Origin of the sequence: Haliscomenobacter sp. (assembly GCF_041740695.1) — a bacterium.
GTDB lineage: Bacteria > Bacteroidota > Bacteroidia > Chitinophagales > Saprospiraceae > Haliscomenobacter.
The window spans coordinates 1-19,957 of the sequence record NZ_JBGSLK010000041.1 but is presented as its reverse complement, the minus strand read 5'-3'; the positions used below and the strand labels follow the sequence as shown (position 1 = coordinate 19,957).

The window sequence follows — 19,957 nt, the reverse complement described above, 5'->3', positions numbered from 1 at the left end:
GGTGCAGCGCAAATTGTTTTACAACGAACGTTTTACTACTGCGTTTTGGTGCCAAACGCCGAAGGCAACTGCCCAGTGGCTTTTTTAACCGCCCGATTAAATGTTGATTTGGAGTTGAAGCCACATTCAAAGGCAAGGGCCAACAGGGTGTAATGGCTTAGCATGGGATCATTGACTTTCTTCTGAAAATCTGCCACCCGGTAGGCATTGACAAAATCGTTGAAATTTTTTTGAAATCCAGTGTTGATTACATAAGAAATCCAGGAGTTGTGTGAGTGTAGTTTTTCTGATACATCACTCAAAGTAAGTTCGGGATTGAGGTACAATTTTTCTGTTTGCATGATGGCCTCCACCTTTTTGCACCAGATTTGGACTTCGGCGGGGTCTGGTTTTTCTGCTTTTTTTGTGGTTGTTTCCGGGTTTGTCGGCATGACATTGGATTCTGGTAGGTTTTTTTCGGTGAAAGCCAGCCGATGTGGTTGTGGTTGTACATAGCCGTTAAAACTGAGGTAGCAGATGTTAAATGCGACTATAGCCCGCAAAATCCAGTCATCCTGGTAGGAGAGGGGAACAAACAAACCCAGTAAAAACAAAACAATGGCCGCTAGAACGCTGACCACCACCAAAGCCAAAAAATGCTTGTACCAGCCCAGGCGAATGGTTTCAATGTCGGAGCGCTCGGTGGGCAACCAGCGGCGGTAACGGTGGTACAAACGCAGGGATAAAATCATGTAAACAAGCAGGGATACATTTTCGGCAATGCGCTCCCACATGCCTATCAACAATCGATTGTGCACCGATTGTGCCCACCAATCGATGCCATCTTTGCCACTAAGAAAAATCAAAAGGTGGTAGAAAAAATAAATGATGTAGGGTAAGAAATGCCAGTAATCCCTGGTCTGAAATTTAAACTGAACATTGGTCTGGCTTTTTAAGTAAAAATAAACCAATGGCCCGATTATCAGCCCCGTATCCTGAGGAAAAAACCACCAGGCTTGCCCCAAAATGTAAATGCCCATGAACCCGAGCATCGAAGGAAGGTTGGTGATGCACAAGACCAGGATCAGCCCCGCCAGCCAAAAATCGGAAACACGCTCTTCCGCGAAGCCCCTTTTGCAGAATTGATACACATAAAAAAGCCCTTGCAGAAAGGCAAAGAGCAGTACAAAGGTGTACAGGTTTAATTGGTAATTCATGGTGTTGTTGCCCTCCGGGTTTTATCCTTAGAGACGAAACCCGGAGTAGCAACAAAGGTTTGGAAACAACCTAATTTTTATACCCCATCGAAAGCCCGGTATCACCATGTACTTTTAGTTCCACGTCGGCATTTTCGTTGAACTGATTGGCAATGACTACTGCCGTGTTTCGATCTACTTTCAGGCTCGCTTTTTGATTCGGCTGCACCACCACGGGTGAATGCGTTCCGCCATCAATGGGTGCCAGGTGGATTTTAAGGGGATTGGGCGAAATGTTTTTCAAATCGACACTAAAAGCCCCATGTTGGTTGTTGCCTAGCACAAAACTATTCTGTGGGCCAATAGTGGTGGTGGAAGTCAAAGAGCCAAAAATGCCACAGGAAACCATAAAAAATGCACTAAAACCACAGATCAGGGTGATGATGATCTTTTTCATACATGGATGGATTAAACGGGTGAAAAAATGATTGTGCGGTAAAAATCCATCCAAATTGGGGTGATGTCGCTTCAAAATATGATTTGACACCTGGTGAAAACGAATCTCCATATCAATGTAGTGGGCAAAATGAGCACTTATTTTTTTATCGCCCCAATGAAGCCTCGGCTCATTTTTTCTTTTCATGGTACTCCACAACCGCGTTCAATACTCTTTTGACCAAAAAATCTGGATTGTAACTCCTGGTTTGTGCACTTGGAAAAATATCCCATGCATTAAATACCACCACGATATCGTATTCTGGGATAATGATCGGAAACTGGCCCCCGAAACCATTGCCCCCCCAGGTAACTTCAGCGGGTTTGTTGCCATAGGAGCCCAGCCACCACTTGTAGCCGTAGCCACGGTTGGGGCCAAATGCCATCTACATGGCCATATTTTTCACTGGCAAAATCGCGGTCGAGGGCGATCAGGGAATCGGCGATTAAATTGAGCTTGTCAGGGCTGGTTTTGGCCCAGCCTTGTGTAGGCGATAGATTCTGACTGCTTGCCGAAATGACGCTGACGCATAGCAGTAATAATAAAAAGGAATTTTTGAAGATCAGCTTCATGTTCCTGTATTTAGTGATCTGGTTTTTAAAAACAAGACTTTATTTGATCCGTTTGCCAGGCATGACCTGCCCGCCCTGGAACAAGGTCATACTGTCTACTTTGCCGTCTTTGGAAGTAAAAGTGACTTGCGCCTCCACCACTTTCAGGAAAAACTCAGTGGCTGATTTGGCAAACAACTCAAACTGGCCCTGGCCAGTAGCTTGGCCAAAAAGCTGACTGCCCTTGCGCGTCATGGTGATGGTGAAATTGGGGGCCAGTTCATACACCCCCACATAGGACTCTAAAACGGATTCCTCGACAGGGAATACTTTGACTCCTTCACCCACGCCCATTTTGGCCAACATGTCGGTGGCATTGGTATTGCCGGGATTGAGCTCCAGGGATTTTTTGTAGTTTTCGATGGCTGCTTCTTTTTGGCCATCCTTCATCAGGGCTTCACCGTAGCTGTCGTAGGCATTGGAGGATTTGGGGTGTTCCAGTACATTGATTTTAAACAGGGCCAGGGCCGCTTTGGTATTGCCACCCTCCAGGTAGGTATACCCCGTGGTATTGAATTCATCTTCATCAAAGCCGTTTATCGCGTCCTTTTTTAAGTTTTCGTAAAGCTTCCAGGCCGCTTCAGCACCTTGCGCATCCAGTTGTTTTTTAAGCTCAACCAAGGCTGATTTTTTCACTTCCATCAACTTGGCGGCAGAGTTGAGCAAATAAAACCCCAGGTCGTCGGCTCCCTTGGCGGAATTGGTTAACACCACTACTCCTTTACCCGTTTCTTGAACGAATCCTGCAAAAGTGCGGTAGCCACCCGTGCCGCCATTGTGCCAGATCACGTCGCCCTCGGCACCCTTGGAGATGTGCCAACCCAGTCCAACCCGCGTACCACCGCCTACTTTATCGTGACGGGCCTGATGGGAGAGTTGCATGGCAGGGTACAATTTGCTCTTTTTTAAACCCATATTGGCCTGGAGGTAAATCAGCATATCGTGGACAGAACTGCGGATGGCCCCAGCGCCAGCTAGCGTAGGAATGTCCCAATTCGCCACCTGCATGCCCTGGCTGTAACCCATGGCCAGGTTTTGCTTCATCTTTTCATCAAAAGTAATTTTGGTTTCCTTCATACCCAGTGGAGTGGCAATGTTGCTGAGCATCAATGCCTCGTAAGAGCTGCCCGCTTTGAGCGAAAGGATGTGACCCAACAAACCCTGCGCCAAATTGGAGTATTCATACTTTGAACCAATGTCGCGTGGCAAGGTGTAGCCATTCAGAAAGGTATACATTTGCTCCACGGTGTAATCGGCGTAGGGATTAGCAGGATCTTTTGGGTTGAAATTGCTGGGCATGCGGGCCAGTGCCGAGGTGTGGTCGGACAAGTGCCCCAACGTGACTTGCTTCCCATCTTGGGTAGGCAGTTTTACACTAGAAGGTAGGTGTTTTTGGGCCGGGTCATCGGCTTTTACTTGCCCATCAAGTATTGCTTGAGCCAGAAGGATACCTGTAAAGGTTTTGGAGATGGAGCCAATCTCATAAATGGTATGTTCGTTGACGGGCTGGCCCCCGGCCGTTTTGGTGCCGAATAGGTAATACTGCGGCCCATCCTTGTCGATGATGCCGATGGCGATGCTGGGGCTGTAGCCGTTGTTGATCCGGGTTTCGATGTTTTTGATTACGTCGGCAGGAAGGGCTTTTTGGGCAAAGCTGGAAAGCGCGTATAAGGCGATGAAAATGGTGAATAGGTGTTTCATAGTTCGATTGGTTTGAAGGATGATCAGCCCAAGTTAACCTGGTAATGGGTGCTGCGCCCTCCTTTTTGGACAATTAATATTCCTTTTTCTACTAAATCCTGTAAGTGCCGGGTAGCAGTTGCTTTTGAAACTTTACTGATGGATTGGTATTTGCGGGCGTTCATTCCACCTTTAAAGTTTTCTTCCCCTTCTTCCAGCATCCGGTTGAGTACTTTGCATTGTGCTTCGTTCAACTTCGCTTGATGTTTATCAAAAAAAGTAGTTTTTTTCAACAAAAAATCAATGGTTTCAATGAACTCCAGCTGCGCTTTAAGAATGGTTTCGCTAAAATATTGAATCCATTCTGTCAAGTCATTGGTTCGTTGTGCTTTTTTGAGGGCAGCGTAATAGGCTTTTTTATCCGCTTCAATGGCGGTAGAAAGACTCATCAGAATAGGTCTTTTTAAACCTTGTGCTAAGGCTTTTTCGGCAATTACCCGCCCGATTCGTCCATTGCCATCTTCAAAGGGATGTATCGTTTCAAAATACAAATGAGCTATTGCCGCGCGAATCAGCAAATTGGGAATGGGTGATTTTTCGTCTGGTTTTGTCGCATTGAACCACTCAAAAAATGCTTGCATTTCGGCAGGAACTTGTGCCGAAGGTGGTGCTTCAAAATGGACTACCTCTCTGCCAATTGCCCCTGAAATGACTTGCATCGGCTCAGGGTGGTTGCGGTATTGACCGACATGAATGCTCGTATTGCCCAACATGAGCGACTGATGCCACTCAAAAAGCACCGCTTCTGTAAAATCACTATCAAAATCTTCCCGCGCTTTCACCAACAAAGTAGCTATCCCTTCAGAACGTTTGTCTTTGATGTGGTAACTCGGAGTGGTATAGCCTAAATTTTTACGGATGGAAGAAATAACATCGACACGGCTGATGAATTCTCCTTCGATGGAAGATGTTTTTATGGCTTCTTTTACCAATATTGAAACGATAGATTCGGCTTGTTCCTCACCCGATAGCCCCTGCAAATAACCAAGACTTTGTCCTGCAATTGCCATAAAAGACAAAGCTATTTCAGTAAAAGCAGCTTCATCATAGCGGAAATGGAGCCAGTCATTTTGTTGCCAATTGTACATCGTGAGCCGATTATTTTGCTTATTCGGCTCACAATATAATGAAAAATGAGCCGAATAGGCAAAATAATCGGCTCATTTAGGTTTTGACAACCCAAAACATACCTGTCCGTTTTTCATTTACTCACCCTTTGCAGGTCCAAATCCTGGAAATCAAAACTAAAATCAATATTGGGCGAAATGCCTTTCATCTTAATGGATTGCGCTTTTCCATTTTCATCCAGGGCGAACATGGCAAGTGCATCACAATTCATGTCCTGGTATTCCCATTTGATGGCGAAGGAATTGGCATTGTAAAAAGCCATGGGGCCATTTAATTTGGGGGAGCGGTGGCATTTGAACCACAATTGCTGCCCCTTTTCAAACACTTCCACTTTGCCAAACCACTTATCCTGGTAAATCCCGATATAGTCTTCGTTCCTTACTTTGACATTTTTTGCGGACTCCACCTTTTCCCAAACTTTTTTGCTCACTTCATCCCCGGCACTTCGCTGCTGGGTCATTCTATCGTTGATTTTATCCGTCCAGCCAAAATTGTCCAGGCCCAAATAACTGTCCGCAATGGTATTGGATACGGCAGAGAAAAGGCCGCCGCCACCGTTTTCGGTATTGGTGAAAATCACAATGCCCAGATTCAAATCGGGGTACATCGTCACAATCGAAAGCATGCCAGGCAAACCGCCCGTATGGGTCACCCGCATATTCCCTCTCACATCACTCAAGCCCCAGCCCAGGCCGTAGCCGTTGAAATGAGATTTGTAGCGAGGATCAGGATTGGTGGGCAAAACGGTGTGCAAGCGCCACATTTCGTTTTGGTTTCTTGCAGAGAAAAGATTGGATTTCAACCCCTCGCCATACTTGCCTTTGTTGAGCTGCATTATCATCCAATTGGACATATCCGCCACATTGGACAAAATACCTCCGGCTGCCGAGTTGATCTGCTCACCAAAGGGCGCGATGGCTTTGATGGTACCCGATTCGGAGGAATGTGGGGTGGCCAAATTGTTTTTGTCTTTCATCAAATCAGGGGATGCGAACGTATGGTTCATTTGCAGGGCCGTGATGATGCGCTTTTGCACAAAATCCTCGTAACTCATGCCACTCGCCCGGGCAATGACTTCACCGGCCACGATGTAGAGCAAATTGTCGTAATCGAACTTGGTGCGGAAGGCCGAAACGGGTTTGAAGTATTGAAAAGCGGCCAAGACGTCTTTGATCTTAAAGTCCGACCCATCGGGGAAAAACATCAAATCGCCCACGCCCAGCCCCATGCCGCTGCGATGAGTGAGCAAATCCTGGATGTTGAAATTTTCGGTCACGTAGTCGTTGTACATCTTGAATTCGGGGATGTGGTCTTTCACCTTATCCGACCATTTCAGTTTGCCTTCTTCCTCCAGGATGGAAAGGGCGGCAGTTGTAAAAGCTTTGCTATTGGAAGCAATGGCAAAATTGGTGTATTCGTTGACGGGCCTCTTGGTATTGATATCCGTTACACCGTAACCTTTTTGGTGAATCACTTTGCCATCTTTTACCACGGCGATGGCGGCACCAGCCACTTTGAATTTCGATAGAGCATCGGCGACTAATGCATCGATGTCTTTGGAGGCGATTTGGGCCTGAATGGGAGCTAATGACCACAGGATAAGTATGAATGCAGAAAGGAGACTTAGGTGTTTCATAGCGTAGGAATGTTTTTTGATTAAAAGAAGTTTTTTCACCACCTTAGAAACTTAAGGCACTGAAGGAGTCACCTCAGCAATCAGGCCCTATTGCCCTCCTGTTTTATTAATAAACTGCCAGGCATCACTCTCCCAAACGTCGTATTCTCCGTCTTTAACAGTTTTGCAATTGGTACTTACTTTGGCTTTGCCATTTTCGAAAGGATATGCACAATCGTATTGGGGTTCGATGACGATGGCATTGGTGCTCTCATCAGCATAGCCAATTTTGCCATCTTTTACGATGCGGTACAGCCCATCAGCAGGTGCATCGGGGCCATTGTCGTAGAGGAATACGTCGTAAAGCACGGTTTTTTGTTCGTCAACAACGACCCATTTGTGGTCCATTTCGAGCATGCTCAGTTTTCCCTGGGTGTTTGGTGCAGGGTTGGTACATGCGGCGACGAAGAGGATAAGGAGGATGAAGGTGTTTTTCATGGTAGGTTGATGTTATTGGTTTGCAAGAGCTTGTCTAAACATGAGTTGTACCTTGGTCGCTTTTGGCCAAGGTACAACTCATGTTTGTGTTGAAAATAGCAAAAATAAGTGCCGAATCATTAATTGTGATCCGGTACTTACGGGGGAGTAATTACTCGGTGCTACCCACTAGAAAAATAGGTGCACCACCCGTCGAAATCCGATACGCATCGGCCCCAACTTCCTGCATCGCTGCTGATTCCATCGTGGCTTGCAGTATTTCCGGTGATTCAAAAGGCAGCGTAAACATTTGATAAAAGGTGGGAGCTCCGTCGGGTGTAGGCATAAACTTGGTCACCGTATAAGGTTTTACGGTAGTTGGAATGCCTGCTTTTTCATGCAACAGGGCCAAATGCTCGGCATAATCGGCTTCAAATTGTGCCACATCGCTTGGTTGCGGATAAAGGACAGTTAGTTGTAACATGGATGGTTGATATTGGAGGTTAGAAGATAGATTTTTTTAGCGTTTGGTCAGTGGTTTGGTTTCATTTCATCTTCCCACTTTTGACAATCCAAGTCTGGATACGCCCAACCAAAGTAAGCAATCATACTTGATTTTTGGGCATTGTTTATAGTTAGTATTCCAGTTTTGCTTTTATTTCATTACAATTTTGTTCTATGGTCTTACAAATGTCGTCAATGGTTACCGAAGTTTTATTTTCCGAAAATGGCTCACCATACAAGTTTGCCAACTTGTTGATTGTCAGAAAAGCGGTGCTGATGATCACCATAATGGGAACAGCTAAAAACTCAAACCCACTCTCTTCACCTCCAAGGTCAATATCGCCCACAAATAAGGGAATAAGAATGACATAGAAGCTCACAATTATCTTTGTAAAAGCACTATAAATCATCAAAAAAGGAGTGTTCTTTATTCTTTCTGCTTTACCTTGAATGTCGTAAAAGCGATTAATGTGTTGCATTAAATCTCCTTTTTCAATGTTGGCTTTTGAAGAAAAATCATCTTCGATACTTTTTGTAAGTGCAGCTAATATTTCGTTTGAAATTTTATTTTCTGTATTTATTTTAAACTCTTTTAGTAGTTCAATTGCTGGTTTGTCAAATGTTGGCTTAAAATTATTGTGCATTTCATTTTTTAATTGTCGGATGTATAAAATGCTTAGTCCGATTAATTTTTGAGCCTTGATGTTGAAATCCGTTCGGGCTGTTTCCTTAAAATTCTCTGCATTTCCATAATAAGCATATATTTTTACGACAAAACTTCTGGTGTTGTTGGTCAATTCGCCAAATATTTTTCTTGCTTCCCACCATCTGTCATACGCGGAGTTCATTCTAAAACCCAAGAAAAAAGCAACGGCGAGTCCAAATACTGAACCTATTTGTCCAGATATTTTGTAAATATGGTCGCCAAAGTATTCTTCCAGTCCAAGCACAAAAACGGTATAAAGCGTTGTGACAATTAGGAACGGTGTCGCAATTTTTAACAATTGTTGTAAACCTTGCTTTTCTGTTTTCATCGGCGTTGTTGCTTTGCAGATTCTTAGCTCACTGGTGTGCATATTTCAAGTAAAAAGCCATTGATATCTCGGATGTAACCAACCGTTTGCCCCCATGGTTTCTGAATTGGGCTTTTGTTTTGGAGTCGCTATCATTTTTCAATTTACTCCAAACCTATCCAATCAATCAATAACCCGAAGTCTTCTTCTTGCTTATTGGCGATCAGAAAACTCAATTGTTCGATGCTTTTGAAATTAAAATTCGGGATGTTCAATTTGCGCCCTCGAAACTGAGGGTAAAATTCACTGATTGCTAACTTAAGGTTTTCCCATTCTCCTGAAGTGGCAAATGGGTGCACGTAAGACTCATACTGTGAAATTTCGCCCTTCAAACGAAATTCATAACGTTTGCCATCTCCTTTTACGCGCAAAACAATGAAATTCTTTTCTTCCGCCAGTTGTATCGTTGTGCTCAATTGAATCGAGGCAAATCCTCCGTTGTTCGCCAACGAAACGTGACCTGAAAATTGGCCATGGCCGGTATCAGTAAGCAGTAAGGAACTTTTGGATATGCCACCCATCACACCATCGTTGACAATACGCCATTCCTTGAGGTGAGTTTGAGTGGAGAAAGTATAAACCTTTTTCATGTCTGATTTAGTGGATAAGCTGAGTATCAGTAAAATGAAGACGTATTTCATCATTTTTATTTAGTTGAGGTTATCTCTGACAATACGTTCTAATAGGCTGGTCATTTTTTCGGATTGAGCTCATGACACATTTTGATCTTGATTTGTCGAGTTATATCTGTTTTCGGCAATAATTAGATGTTTTTCAGAAGCTATGGGGCTCAAAAAAAATGAACATTTATTTTTGCCCCACTACTATGGGGCAAACTGGCAAGCAACATTCCAAAACCACCCACAAAAAAAGACTTTCCAAAGTAGGAGAAGGAAAGACTTTTTCTGTGGGTTGTTTGTACTTGTTGATTAAGGCAAAAGTACGCCATCAATGACGTGTACAATGCCATTGCCTGCCTCGAGATCAGCCGCTGTAACATTTGCACCATTAATTTTCACCTTACCATCTTTGATGGAAACGGTTAATTCTTTGCCTTGTAAAGTCTTGACTTTTTGACCATCTTTTAGATCAGCCGCTTTCACCGAGCCGGCAACCACGTGGTACGTTAAAATACCCGTCAAAGCCGCCTTTTTTTCTGGCTTTAGCAAACCTTCTACCGTGCCAGCTGGCAAAGCTGCGAAGGCCGCATTGGTGGGCGCGAACACAGTGAACGGGCCTGCGCCTTGTAGTGTTTCTACCAAACCCGCAGCCGTAACCGCAGCCACAAGTGTAGTGTGATCGGGTGAGCCAACTGCAATGTCTACCACTGTCTTGGGCATCTCGGCTTCAGGGGTGGGTTCTTCTACTGTAGTCACCGGTGCTTCGGTGGCCTTTGGAGCCGGAGCATTACCACAAGATGTCAAACTGATTGCACCTATTACCGCGATGGTAAAGAGCACTAATAAATTCTTTTGCATGGTTTTAATTTTTTGAAATAAGTTGAGCAGGTTCTAACATACGTCATGACTTTAAGTTTTGACCCTAAGCAATAAAAGCACATTTTTTTGTCACAGCGTTATCAGCAACCGCACTGGCAGCAACTTTAATGCCAGCAACATGGATAGGAGGAAGCTGTTGAAACAATGAAAAACTTACCCGCGCTCAAGCACCGCCATGGCTGCGTTGTGCCCGGGAATTCCACTTACCCCACCCCCACGAATGGCGCCGGCGCCACAAATAAAAATGCGTGCATCGTCTGTTTCCACTCCCCAACTGGGCGCTTCGTCATCTTCGTGGAAAGGGAAGGCTAAATCCCGATGAAAAATATTTCCACGAGGTAGGCCAACCTCCGCTTCTATGTCGAGTGGAGTTTTGGCTTCGATGGCCAGTTCACCATTTGGGGACTGGGCAAGTACGGATTCAATAGGGTCAGCCAGATATTCATTAAGAGAGTCGATGGCAGATTGCAGGGCCAATTTTCGCTGGGCGTCGTGTTTGTCATCAAACAAAGCTGCGGGGGTATGCAATCCAAAGAGCGTGAGCGTATGGAATCCTTTCTGCTGCAATTCAGCGCTCAGGATACTCGAATCGGTTAAGGTATGGCAATAGATCTCCAGGGGCATCGGGGCTGGTATACTTCCAGCTTTTGCTTGCTGGTAGGCCGACTCAAGTTGTGAGAAATTTTCGTTGATGTGAAAGGTGCCAGCGAAGGCATCGCGCGGGTCTGCTCCCGATTTGAGTCGGGGCAATTGTTTGACCAGCATATTGATTTTCATTTGTGAGCCCTCTAAACTGGCAGGAGGGTTTTTTCCACGCAGTTTTGCCAGCACTTGTGGCGCAGTGTTGGCGAGCAGGTAGTTCGCTGAAAATTGATCTCCATTTTCCAGACTTATCAGGACCTCTTTTTCGTCCGACTGCACAGCCGTAACTCTGCTGTTGGTGGAAATGGCGACGCCGGATGCTAAAGCTACACGTTCCAACTCACGCACCAATGCGCCCATACCGCCCTGAGGCACTTTCCACTCTCCCGTTCCATTGCCAATCAGGTGATAGAGAAAACATTTGTTGGCCTGCAAATCGTAAGCAGAAGTGAATGTGCCAATGAGTGCATCGGTGAGCACCACGCCGCGCACTGTATCATGCTTAAAATTGTTGACGATGGCTTGTCCAATGGGCTCCTCAATCAAATAGTCCCAGACCCGATCAAGCCCGATTTCTTTCTTGAGTTGTGAGCGGGATAGCAATGGCTTTAGCATCGTAGGCGCAATCCGTCCGGCAAATTGTTCTATTTCGGCATAGAATTTGCGCCAGGCTTTCTGCTCAGCTTCGCCCCCTGCTAATGCTGCAAAGGACGCCGCCGTTTGCTCATCCCATATTCTGGAAATGTGCAATCCGGAATGTTGCCCTTGGGCAGCATGCGGAGTATAACTGGCAACTCTCCGCGATAAGCATTTAAAATTAAGGTTTAGATCCTGAATGATTTTATGGGGAAGCAGCGAAACGAGGTAAGCGTAACGTGACAAGTGCGCATCAAAATCGGGAAAAACACGTACACTGGCAGTGGCACCACCGATTTCAGCATTTGCTTCCAGCACCAGGACCTTCTTGCCTGCCATTGCCAAATAAGTCGCAGCCACCAGTCCATTGTGCCCGGCGCCGATGATTACGATGTCATATTTTTGTGTAGCCATCTCAAAAATAGAAGAAGTGTATTGAAATTTTTCACTAAACCCATTGGAGGGTCTGTTGTAAAAGTACATCTATTTTTGAAAATGTTGGTGCAGGTCATTTTCGTTTCGGCTCAATTCTTCGTCTTGCTTAAGGTGAAGTTGTTTAAGCCTGTTTTGCAAATTTTTCGATGGTTAGCCCTTGTATCATGATGCTAAACAGTACACAAAAGTAAGTCACAATTAAGAGTAGATTTTTGGTTTCGTTGTCAGGTAGTGATAAAACTAAGGCCAATGAAAGACCGCCACGTAAACCACCCCAACTGATGATATTAGCTTCTTTGTTTGTCAATTTTAAAAGGCTAGGCATTACAAAGTGTGGCAAATAGACAATGATAATTCTCGAGAGTAAAACTATAACAATTGAAATCGATCCGACTAAAATGTACTTTATGTTGAATTCAATGATGATCAGTACGAATGCGATTAAAATAAACAAAACTGAATTCAGGATTACATCAAGCAATTCCCAAAACTCATGTACATGCTTCTGCGTTAGGTCACTCGTTGCCGTATCTTGCCTATAATTCCCTACCATTAAACCCATTACCACCATTGATAAAGCCCCTGAAATGTGGATGTAATTACAAAAAGAATAACCTGCCATAACGAAGGCAAGCGTCAGCAGGATTTCTGTTTGATAGTGGTTGATGGATCTCAACAGTAAGTATAAGCAATACCCCATTGCGAGTCCTATTAAGATTCCACCCACCGCTTCTTGTAAGAATAAAAATCCAAAGTGTGAAAAACTAAATGAACCTGTATTCAACGTATCTAACAAGGCGATGAAAAGAACAACTCCAACGCCGTCGTTGAATAAACTTTCACCAACAATAGTATATTCCACATTTTTGGGAACATTGGCTTTTAACAGAATCCCTAAAACTGCAATAGGATCTGTTGGGGAAATTAAGGCACCAAAAACAAGACAATAAATGAAGCTGATCTCTAGATGAAACAATTTAGTTAGTCCATAAAAAAGTGAGGCAACAATCATTGTTGAAAGCAATACACCGCCTAATGCGAATGTTGCAATGGGTTTTATTTGCTGCTTGAGTTTGTTCCAATCGGTTTGTAATGCACCTGCAAAAAGCAGGAAACCTAGCAGGTAATTCAGAATAATTTTATCAATGTTCGCAAGTTGAATAAACGTCTTGATTTCTTCAATTGGAATGTTTAGCCATAGTTTCGTGCTAATCAAAAAAAGAGAAAAAATTGTAGATACAAAAAACAGCCCGATTACAAACGGCAGTTTCAAGAATCGTTGATTCAGGTATGCGAAACCTGCCGATAAGCAAATCAGAAGGGTTAGAGCGAAGTATACATTCATTTATTTTTCGTTGCAAACGAACTTGTTGCAAATCAGAATGTGGCTGCATCGATTACAAATCGGTAACGTGCTTCCTTATTCACAACTTTATCCCAAGCATCGTTAATTTGATTTGCCTTAATGATTTCAATTTGAGGCAGAATGTTGTTCTGAGCACAATAGTCTACAACTTCTTGTGTCTCTGGAATTCCTCCGATTAATGAGGCGCTGTATTTCACTCTGTTGGCAACCATCTGAAAATTATTCATTGATAAAAGCCCATTGATCGGCACTCCTACTTGTGTGAAGTTACCATAAGGTTTTACGCATGATGCATAGGAAGCTACGTCGTAATCATAAGGTACCGTGGAAAGCATATAGTCCAATTTACCCCTGTACGGATTTAATTTTTCGATTGAATCAACAACAATCACCTCTTTGGCACCAAATGAAAGAATGTCTTCTTTTTTGGAAGCGGTAGTTGTAAAAGCGTACACTTCTGCTCCTTTTGAAACGGCTAATTTGATTGCCATGTGACCGAGGCCGCCTATTCCAATCACGCCAATTTTATCTCCTTTTTTGAAATTTTCTCTAATTAAAGGAGAGTAAGTGGTTATACCTGCACACAATAGCGGCGCGGCATGTTTTAAGTCCAGGTTATTGGGAATTTTGATTGCGAAATGCTCGGTAACCACTATGTTGTCGGCGTATCCGCCCTGGGTAATTCCTGAAGGTGAAGATTTCTCTGGGGAGCCGTAAGTGCCTATCATTCCTGTGGTCTCGCAATGGTGTTCTTCGCCGCTTTTGCAACTTTCGCATTGCATACAGCTGTTCACCATACAGCCTACACCAGCCTTATCCCCCACTTTAAATTTGGATACATTTTTACCGATAGCGGTCACTATGCCAGCGATTTCATGGCCTGGAACCTGTGGGTACTGTTGTTTTCCCCAGTGTCCTCTGATGGTATGTATGTCTGAATGGCAAATTCCCGAGTACTTAATATCGATGAGAATATCGTTATCGCCGACTGGTCTGCGTTCAAAATTCCACAAGTCCAATTTTCCAGTTTCGTCTTTTCCTGCGTAACCTTTTGATTTTGTATTTTTACTCATTTTTTTATAGTTATTCGTTTGTGTTAAAATTTGCAATGGATTGGCAAGCATTATGCCTGCACCCGCTATTGCGGCTTGTTGAATGAATTTTCTTCTGAACGGCATGGTGCAAAGTTCAGCATCTTTTTAAAAAGTGTTTTACAGAAAAAAACATTTAAATTGCATTATTCACACATTTTATAGAACGGACTCTGCTCCTAGATCAATACCGATGTTACTGGTGGGCTTTCAGTCCTGCTCAAATACACAGAGGGCTGACATTCATTTAAGTATGTCAGCCCTCATTCTACTAAACCGTATTTTGTGGCAGGCACTTTTTAGCTATTTTTCCACTGCTTTTTTCAGCAAGTCCAAACCTTGTTGGCCGAACGAAGGCTTAGTTGTTAGCCGCTGTTCTTCTGTCTGCCCGAAGTGGTGTTCTATTAATTTTGTTTATAAGATTTATCATTGTATATTTTATTCTGACGGTCTGTTTCTTTTATTTAGATAATAGTGCCACAAAAAATAAACTGCAAGTGAACGAAATGGTTTCCATTTTTCCGCAAGCAAGATTATCTCTTCTTTTGTTTTTGCATCGCTCAATTCTTTTACTGTATTTACAACTGCGATGTCGCCAATCGGAAAAATATCTTTTGATTGGAGGCAAAGCATTAAATAAACATCAGTAGTCCAATCGCCGATGCCTTTAATGCTTGTGAGTTGTTTTCTTATTTCTGTCTCGTTCAATTTTGGTAATTCTTCTAAATCAACATCACCGCTAATTATTGCAGTTGATAACGCACGAAGATATTTTGTTTTTTGTCGGCTGATTTGACAACTTCTCATTTCCTCGTCTGTAAGTTTGAGAATATTGGAAGGTGTAAACTCAACCAAATAACTATTGAGTTTAAGAAAATGTGCATTGGCAGAAGCTAAACTTACTTGCTGTTCCAATATTATTTTAGACAAAGAAATAAAACCTTGCGGTCTGGTCCAGTTTGGTGGAGTTCCATAATTTTCGTTTATTAAAGCAAAAATTTTATGGGCGTTTGTGAGTTGCTTAATGTGTTCTGGGTTAACAATATTCATCAACGATTTTTTTATTTGAAGCGACAGTTGTTTCATTTACCCCGCTCGTCTAAGTAGTGGGGCAAAAATAAATGTTCATTTTTCCTGAGCCAGAGGATTAGATAAGACACTTAAATTGAACCGTTTACTTATCTAATCCTCTGGCAAAATGAACATTTATTTTTTTATCGCCCCTAAGCCTTCAACGCTCAAAGCACAACGCCAGCGCAAAGTATAAGTTGAATGGCGTCCAACCTTACGCGTGCATCTTTAATGAGCGAAGTTAAGGTCAGCTGTTCATGGAGTGCTGTCTGAATTTCTGCTGGTCTGATGTTTTTATTTTTTTGCTGTAATATTTTTAGTCTATCTATTTCATGATTCAGTGTGAGGTTCATGCGTTGCAATCCATTTTTTATTTCTTTTGTACTTTGTTCTTCAACCATTTTCGTGGCTGCTGAAATCATATTGGGCAGGGTCGTTTCCATTAACGTTTGATTATCCAGCAAAGCGTCCATTTGTCCAGGAATCATTTTTTTGTCTAATGTTTCAACAGAATACCGATCTGTTACATCGTTGCCAAGATGATCAACTACAATTCTTAATAGTGTATTTGGAAGGAAACGGTCTACATATATGCTTCGGTCTCTCGATGTTTCAAGAACAAAAAGTAGTTCAAGCAGAATACCGCGGCTGTTGGTTCCTCTAAGAACTCCAAAACTAGCGCTCCCTGTCCCAGAACTTAACACCATGTCGATAGCACCAGTTGTGATGGGATGATCCCAACTAAGGAAACCAATATCTTCCCGACTAAGCGCGCGTTGTCTATCGAATGTAACACTTATACCTTCAGGCGGAATAGCGGGAAATACCTCAGTGATTGTAGAAGCAGGATGCAAAAAGTAGGTTCGGGCAGAAAGATCTTCCATTTCTATATCAAAATGGCTAAAGACTTTTGTGAAATAATTTTCAAGGCTCTTATCGCAGTCTTCTCTTTTAATTTGCTCCACTAGTTTTGCTGCTATCCTGGGGCGAAAAGAATTCATCTCCAACAATCGATCACGTCCTTCAGCGAGGCTTTTCTGAAGTTCTTTTTGAAAAATGGACGTTTTGGTAATCAATGCTTCTAGTTCCGGGCTAAAATCTGAGAAGGACGGAGAGTTGGATAAGGATAGCAGTTGGTAACGAAATAGTTTCGATATTTCATTTCCACCCTCAAGGTTCTCTTCAAAGGCATTTAACCCTTCGTGATACCACCTTACCAGCACATGCTGTGGGCTGTTGGCCAGGTAAGGGACATGAATATGTATATCTTCTGTTTGACCAATCCTGTCGAGGCGCCCGATGCGCTGCTCCAACAATTCGGGATGAAGCGGCAAGTCGAAGAGTATGAGGTGATGGGCGAATTGAAAATTTCGCCCCTCGCTGCCAATTTCAGAACAAAGGAGGATTTGAGCGCCATCTGATTCTGAGAACCATGCCGCATTTCTATCGCGTTGGACAATGGTAAGGTCTTCGTGAAAAACACTCGCTTTGAGATTGGCACGCTTCACTAAAAATTTTTCCAATGCAAGCACCTTTTCTTTGCTCTTGCATATGAGCAGTACTTTTGCAGGATACAGTTTCTTCATTGTAGTTAAAAGCCAATGAACTCGAGGGTCTTCGGCAAACCAAAATTCCTGTTTATTTGCAATAGCTCCGGGCTCCATATCGTGGGCAAACTCATTCGCCAGGCGCTGAAGCCAAAGGGCCTTATCTTTGGTTGTGTTTATGGGAATTAGATGCGCCTTTCGCTTTGGGAAACCGCTCATTGCAGATCGGGTATTTCGGAACAACACTCGGCCTGGGCCATGCTGGTCCAATAAATCTTCAATAAGATTATCCTTGGCAACATCTCCTCCTTTTGTTAAGGATAGTATTCTTTCCTTTGGGAAAAAGGATTCTAATATTTTTGTATCGTTAGATTGTAATTTTTTTCCGGAGTACAGTTTTTCCACAATAGTGGCAATGTTTCTATGGTCAGAAGGCTCATTTATGAAATCATGATAATTCGAATACCTGTTTGGGTCTAGTAATCGAAGTCGTGCGAAATGGCTTTCTTCACCTAGTTGTTCCGGGGTAGCAGTGAGGAGCAGTAATCCTTTGGCTGCTTTACTCAATAGTTCCACCATCCCATACTCCGGGCTCACTTTGTCAACAGACCATTCCAAATGATGTGCTTCGTCTACAACGAGCATATCCCAACCAGCAGTCAGTGCTTGTCTGGTTCGTTTCGCTGAACCGGCCAAAAATGAAGTACTGCAAATAATCAGTTGATCGTCGAGAAAGGGGTTACCATCTGGAGCATTGCCATCGAGTGAGGCACAGCGATCTTCATCGAAAATGTTAAACCACAGGTTAAACCGACGTAGAACTTCTATAAACCATTGATGTACCAAAGACTCAGGAACGAGAATGATTACCCTCGAAATTCGTCCACTTAACAACAAGCGATGAAGGATTAAGCAAGCTTCAATGGTTTTTCCAAGACCAACCTGATCTGAAAGTAAGACACGAGGAGCATATCGTGAACTCACCTCATGAGCAATGTACAGTTGGTGAGGAATAAGATCGATTCTACCGCCCACAAATCCATTTACAGGAGATAATCTCCGGTTGTAATCGTGTTGTAGTGTCTCTCTGCGTAAGGCAAAGATTTGTGGAGCATCTACGTCACCCATAAAAAGTCTGTCGTCTGCACCATGTCTTGCTGACACATCGCCGAGTTCGGCCTCAGACAATTTTCTGTCTTTCCCATAATACAGATACAACTCACCCTCTAGTTCAACCTGTTTAATCAGTAATGATTGTTTTTTTGTATCTACGATGATATCGCCGGATTTAAACACAACTCGACGTAAGGGAGCACTTTCCAATGCATATAGTCGTATTTCATTGGATCTGGGAAAATACAGCTTGACCTTTCCTTTGCTGGTTTCTGTTACAATACCAATACCTAGTTCAGGTTCACCTTTGCTGGTGTATCTTTGATTAGGAAAAAAGCGTTCCATATAACGTTTCAAATTAGATTAACCCTGAATGAACCTTAACTTTATTTTTTTTCAAAGTTAATGGATAGTACTTCTTCCAAAGTTCTACTGCAATTGTGTTTGTGCTTACAACAATATTAAATTGAAAACCATTGCTCAATACAGCGGCGTATGCCCCTTCAGGGTTCACACGCCGCCACCTAGTATTGTGTCATTTTTTCGCCACAAAGAGCAAGCCCTCTTTGAAGCCCGGATATGGCGATATGCCCCAATCGTCAAAGGCTTGGTACTTACTGGCGATTTTATTGCCCGATTTGCTGGCCAATAACTTAGCGAATTTGGTCATGTTTTCGTTCACTTCGGGGATATTGCTGTTGCTGTAAGCCCCGTTCAAGGAAGCCAGGAAGATTTTCCGGTCCTTGAATTTGTCGGCGTTTTGCAAGGCCTTGTTGGCCAATCCCGTGAAGTAATCATTGTTTTTGTCGTACCATTCCTTGGTTGCGGCGATGTAGCCATTGAACAAGGTCGGTTTGCTCAGCATGGCGTACAAGGTAAAGGAACCCGAGAGGGATCTGCCGTGCAATACCCGCTGCCCATTGCAGCGGTACTTTTTTTCGATGGAGGGGATCAAATCTTTTTCCAGGTAAGACAGGTATTTGTCATACACGGCGTTTTCCTGCTCCCTTTCCAGCTTGTCTTCAACTTTGATGCCTACTACGATCATTTCGGGCGTGCCGTTTTCTTTGTGCAATGTTTGGGTTAACACTGCAATTTCTTCCACCATCTCGTCCGTCACTTGTAAAAAGAACAGCACCGGGTACTTTTGTTGGGAAGCAGCATAGCTGTCCGGTAAACGGACCATCTGGTTGACGTTTTTTTTCAGGATGGATGATGCAGGATTGCTCGCCACTACCTTAGGGGTTTGGGCCTGGAGAAGTCCAGCTGAGCATAGGCTCAAAATGAGCAGGATTGCTAGGTTTTTAGGCATTGTATTCGGTTTTTATTGGTTATCGACTACTCTAAGGAGCAGTCAAGCGAATAAACGTTGACCGTGGCAAGTTTTGATTGTATAGCCTACCAAATTCAGGTTTATTTAACAGTTGGGCAAGTTATAAAATTGAAGTTTGCCAAACCATGGATTTTTATGGCGATTTGGGTTGTAGCGAATGTGCTAATCTACATTTTTCCTTTAAAACAAAGCATTCATGTCCAGCACATTGTCCACCAATCCCAAACTGTGTTTGTTGTTCAACAAGCCAAAAGTTGTGATGACTACAATGAAAATTTGGTTTTTTAGTGCCCATTTGCCTCAATATAAAATTTTTCCAATTTAGTCAATAGGTTCATGGTGAAGGGCTGTGGCGTGTAATGCCGGCGTGTATTGTCGGCGTGACTCCAAGTCACGCCGACAATA

The 19,957-nt window shown here is 43.4% G+C and carries 18 protein-coding genes; 1 reads left to right on the top strand and 17 read right to left on the bottom strand.

The window, feature by feature from the left end; genetic code table 11:
• Positions 1–35: 35 nt before the first annotated feature.
• From ACEW9O_RS08680 to ACEW9O_RS08600, 17 genes are all read right to left on the bottom strand, one after another.
• Complete coding sequence (locus tag ACEW9O_RS08680; protein ID WP_373549755.1) at positions 36–1,196, bottom strand: helix-turn-helix domain-containing protein; 1,161 nt, start codon at positions 1,194–1,196, stop codon at positions 36–38.
• A gap of 70 nt (positions 1,197–1,266) precedes the next feature.
• Entirely contained in the window at positions 1,267–1,632 is a 366-nt protein-coding gene (locus ACEW9O_RS08675; RefSeq protein WP_373549754.1) for a hypothetical protein, read from the bottom strand.
• Positions 1,633–1,985: 353 nt separating this feature from the next.
• The gene (locus ACEW9O_RS08670; protein WP_373549753.1) at positions 1,986–2,243 is read right to left on the bottom strand and encodes a hypothetical protein; all 258 of its coding nucleotides are present in this window, start codon (positions 2,241–2,243) and stop codon (positions 1,986–1,988) included.
• Between the two features lie 39 nt (positions 2,244–2,282).
• Positions 2,283–3,983 carry a serine hydrolase gene (locus ACEW9O_RS08665; RefSeq protein ID WP_373549752.1) on the bottom strand — a complete coding sequence of 567 codons (1,701 nt, stop codon included), beginning with the start codon at positions 3,981–3,983 and terminating at the stop codon, positions 2,283–2,285.
• A gap of 23 nt (positions 3,984–4,006) precedes the next feature.
• The gene (locus ACEW9O_RS08660) at positions 4,007–5,110 is read right to left on the bottom strand and encodes a Fic family protein (RefSeq protein WP_373549751.1); all 1,104 of its coding nucleotides are present in this window, start codon (positions 5,108–5,110) and stop codon (positions 4,007–4,009) included.
• A 113-nt stretch (positions 5,111–5,223) separates the two neighbouring features.
• Positions 5,224–6,786 carry a serine hydrolase gene (locus ACEW9O_RS08655; RefSeq protein WP_373549750.1) on the bottom strand — a complete coding sequence of 521 codons (1,563 nt, stop codon included), beginning with the start codon at positions 6,784–6,786 and terminating at the stop codon, positions 5,224–5,226.
• Between the two features lie 87 nt (positions 6,787–6,873).
• Positions 6,874–7,263: a WG repeat-containing protein gene (locus tag ACEW9O_RS08650; RefSeq protein WP_373549749.1), complete on the bottom strand. Its 390-nt coding sequence runs from the start codon at positions 7,261–7,263 to the stop codon at positions 6,874–6,876.
• 151 nt (positions 7,264–7,414) lie between these two features.
• A complete protein-coding gene (locus ACEW9O_RS08645) occupies positions 7,415–7,726 on the bottom strand; it encodes an EthD family reductase (protein ID WP_373549748.1) in 312 nt (103 codons plus the stop codon).
• A gap of 151 nt (positions 7,727–7,877) precedes the next feature.
• Positions 7,878–8,780: a bestrophin family ion channel gene (locus tag ACEW9O_RS08640; protein ID WP_373549747.1), complete on the bottom strand. Its 903-nt coding sequence runs from the start codon at positions 8,778–8,780 to the stop codon at positions 7,878–7,880.
• A gap of 143 nt (positions 8,781–8,923) precedes the next feature.
• Positions 8,924–9,409, bottom strand: coding sequence for a CIA30 family protein (locus tag ACEW9O_RS08635; RefSeq protein WP_373549746.1), 486 nt, complete (start codon positions 9,407–9,409; stop codon positions 8,924–8,926).
• 339 nt (positions 9,410–9,748) lie between these two features.
• Positions 9,749–10,297, bottom strand: coding sequence for a fasciclin domain-containing protein (locus tag ACEW9O_RS08630; RefSeq protein WP_373549745.1), 549 nt, complete (start codon positions 10,295–10,297; stop codon positions 9,749–9,751).
• Positions 10,298–10,471: 174 nt separating this feature from the next.
• Entirely contained in the window at positions 10,472–12,010 is a 1,539-nt protein-coding gene (locus tag ACEW9O_RS08625; protein WP_373549767.1) for a phytoene desaturase family protein, read from the bottom strand.
• Positions 12,011–12,152: 142 nt separating this feature from the next.
• Complete coding sequence (locus ACEW9O_RS08620; RefSeq protein WP_373549744.1) at positions 12,153–13,376, bottom strand: cation:proton antiporter; 1,224 nt, start codon at positions 13,374–13,376, stop codon at positions 12,153–12,155.
• A 32-nt stretch (positions 13,377–13,408) separates the two neighbouring features.
• Positions 13,409–14,575: an NAD(P)-dependent alcohol dehydrogenase gene (locus tag ACEW9O_RS08615; protein WP_373549743.1), complete on the bottom strand. Its 1,167-nt coding sequence runs from the start codon at positions 14,573–14,575 to the stop codon at positions 13,409–13,411.
• Positions 14,576–14,926: 351 nt separating this feature from the next.
• Positions 14,927–15,538: a DNA-3-methyladenine glycosylase gene (locus ACEW9O_RS08610; protein WP_373549742.1), complete on the bottom strand. Its 612-nt coding sequence runs from the start codon at positions 15,536–15,538 to the stop codon at positions 14,927–14,929.
• A 188-nt stretch (positions 15,539–15,726) separates the two neighbouring features.
• Positions 15,727–18,564 (bottom strand): RNA polymerase-associated protein RapA, encoded by a 2,838-nt coding sequence (gene rapA, locus ACEW9O_RS08605; protein ID WP_373549741.1) that lies wholly within the window; start codon positions 18,562–18,564, stop codon positions 15,727–15,729.
• Between the two features lie 190 nt (positions 18,565–18,754).
• Complete coding sequence (locus tag ACEW9O_RS08600; protein ID WP_373549740.1) at positions 18,755–19,531, bottom strand: alpha/beta hydrolase; 777 nt, start codon at positions 19,529–19,531, stop codon at positions 18,755–18,757.
• A 63-nt stretch (positions 19,532–19,594) separates the two neighbouring features.
• Between ACEW9O_RS08600 and ACEW9O_RS08595 the strand changes: the two genes are divergently transcribed.
• A complete protein-coding gene (locus ACEW9O_RS08595; RefSeq protein WP_373549739.1) occupies positions 19,595–19,840 on the top strand; it encodes a hypothetical protein in 246 nt (81 codons plus the stop codon).
• Positions 19,841–19,957: the final 117 nt, after the last annotated feature.

Coding starts and splice junctions, on each gene's coding strand:
- ACEW9O_RS08680 (WP_373549755.1), bottom strand. CDS start 1,196: ATGAATTACCAATTAAACCTGTACACCTTTGTACTGCTCTTTGCCTTT.
- ACEW9O_RS08675 (WP_373549754.1), bottom strand. CDS start 1,632: ATGAAAAAGATCATCATCACCCTGATCTGTGGTTTTAGTGCATTTTTT.
- ACEW9O_RS08670 (WP_373549753.1), bottom strand. CDS start 2,243: ATGAAGCTGATCTTCAAAAATTCCTTTTTATTATTACTGCTATGCGTC.
- ACEW9O_RS08665 (WP_373549752.1), bottom strand. CDS start 3,983: ATGAAACACCTATTCACCATTTTCATCGCCTTATACGCGCTTTCCAGC.
- ACEW9O_RS08660 (WP_373549751.1), bottom strand. CDS start 5,110: ATGTACAATTGGCAACAAAATGACTGGCTCCATTTCCGCTATGATGAA.
- ACEW9O_RS08655 (WP_373549750.1), bottom strand. CDS start 6,786: ATGAAACACCTAAGTCTCCTTTCTGCATTCATACTTATCCTGTGGTCA.
- ACEW9O_RS08650 (WP_373549749.1), bottom strand. CDS start 7,263: ATGAAAAACACCTTCATCCTCCTTATCCTCTTCGTCGCCGCATGTACC.
- ACEW9O_RS08645 (WP_373549748.1), bottom strand. CDS start 7,726: ATGTTACAACTAACTGTCCTTTATCCGCAACCAAGCGATGTGGCACAA.
- ACEW9O_RS08640 (WP_373549747.1), bottom strand. CDS start 8,780: ATGAAAACAGAAAAGCAAGGTTTACAACAATTGTTAAAAATTGCGACA.
- ACEW9O_RS08635 (WP_373549746.1), bottom strand. CDS start 9,409: ATGAAAAAGGTTTATACTTTCTCCACTCAAACTCACCTCAAGGAATGG.
- ACEW9O_RS08630 (WP_373549745.1), bottom strand. CDS start 10,297: ATGCAAAAGAATTTATTAGTGCTCTTTACCATCGCGGTAATAGGTGCA.
- ACEW9O_RS08625 (WP_373549767.1), bottom strand. CDS start 12,010: ATGGCTACACAAAAATATGACATCGTAATCATCGGCGCCGGGCACAAT.
- ACEW9O_RS08620 (WP_373549744.1), bottom strand. CDS start 13,376: ATGAATGTATACTTCGCTCTAACCCTTCTGATTTGCTTATCGGCAGGT.
- ACEW9O_RS08615 (WP_373549743.1), bottom strand. CDS start 14,575: ATGCCGTTCAGAAGAAAATTCATTCAACAAGCCGCAATAGCGGGTGCA.
- ACEW9O_RS08610 (WP_373549742.1), bottom strand. CDS start 15,538: ATGAATATTGTTAACCCAGAACACATTAAGCAACTCACAAACGCCCAT.
- rapA (WP_373549741.1), bottom strand. CDS start 18,564: ATGGAACGCTTTTTTCCTAATCAAAGATACACCAGCAAAGGTGAACCT.
- ACEW9O_RS08600 (WP_373549740.1), bottom strand. CDS start 19,531: ATGCCTAAAAACCTAGCAATCCTGCTCATTTTGAGCCTATGCTCAGCT.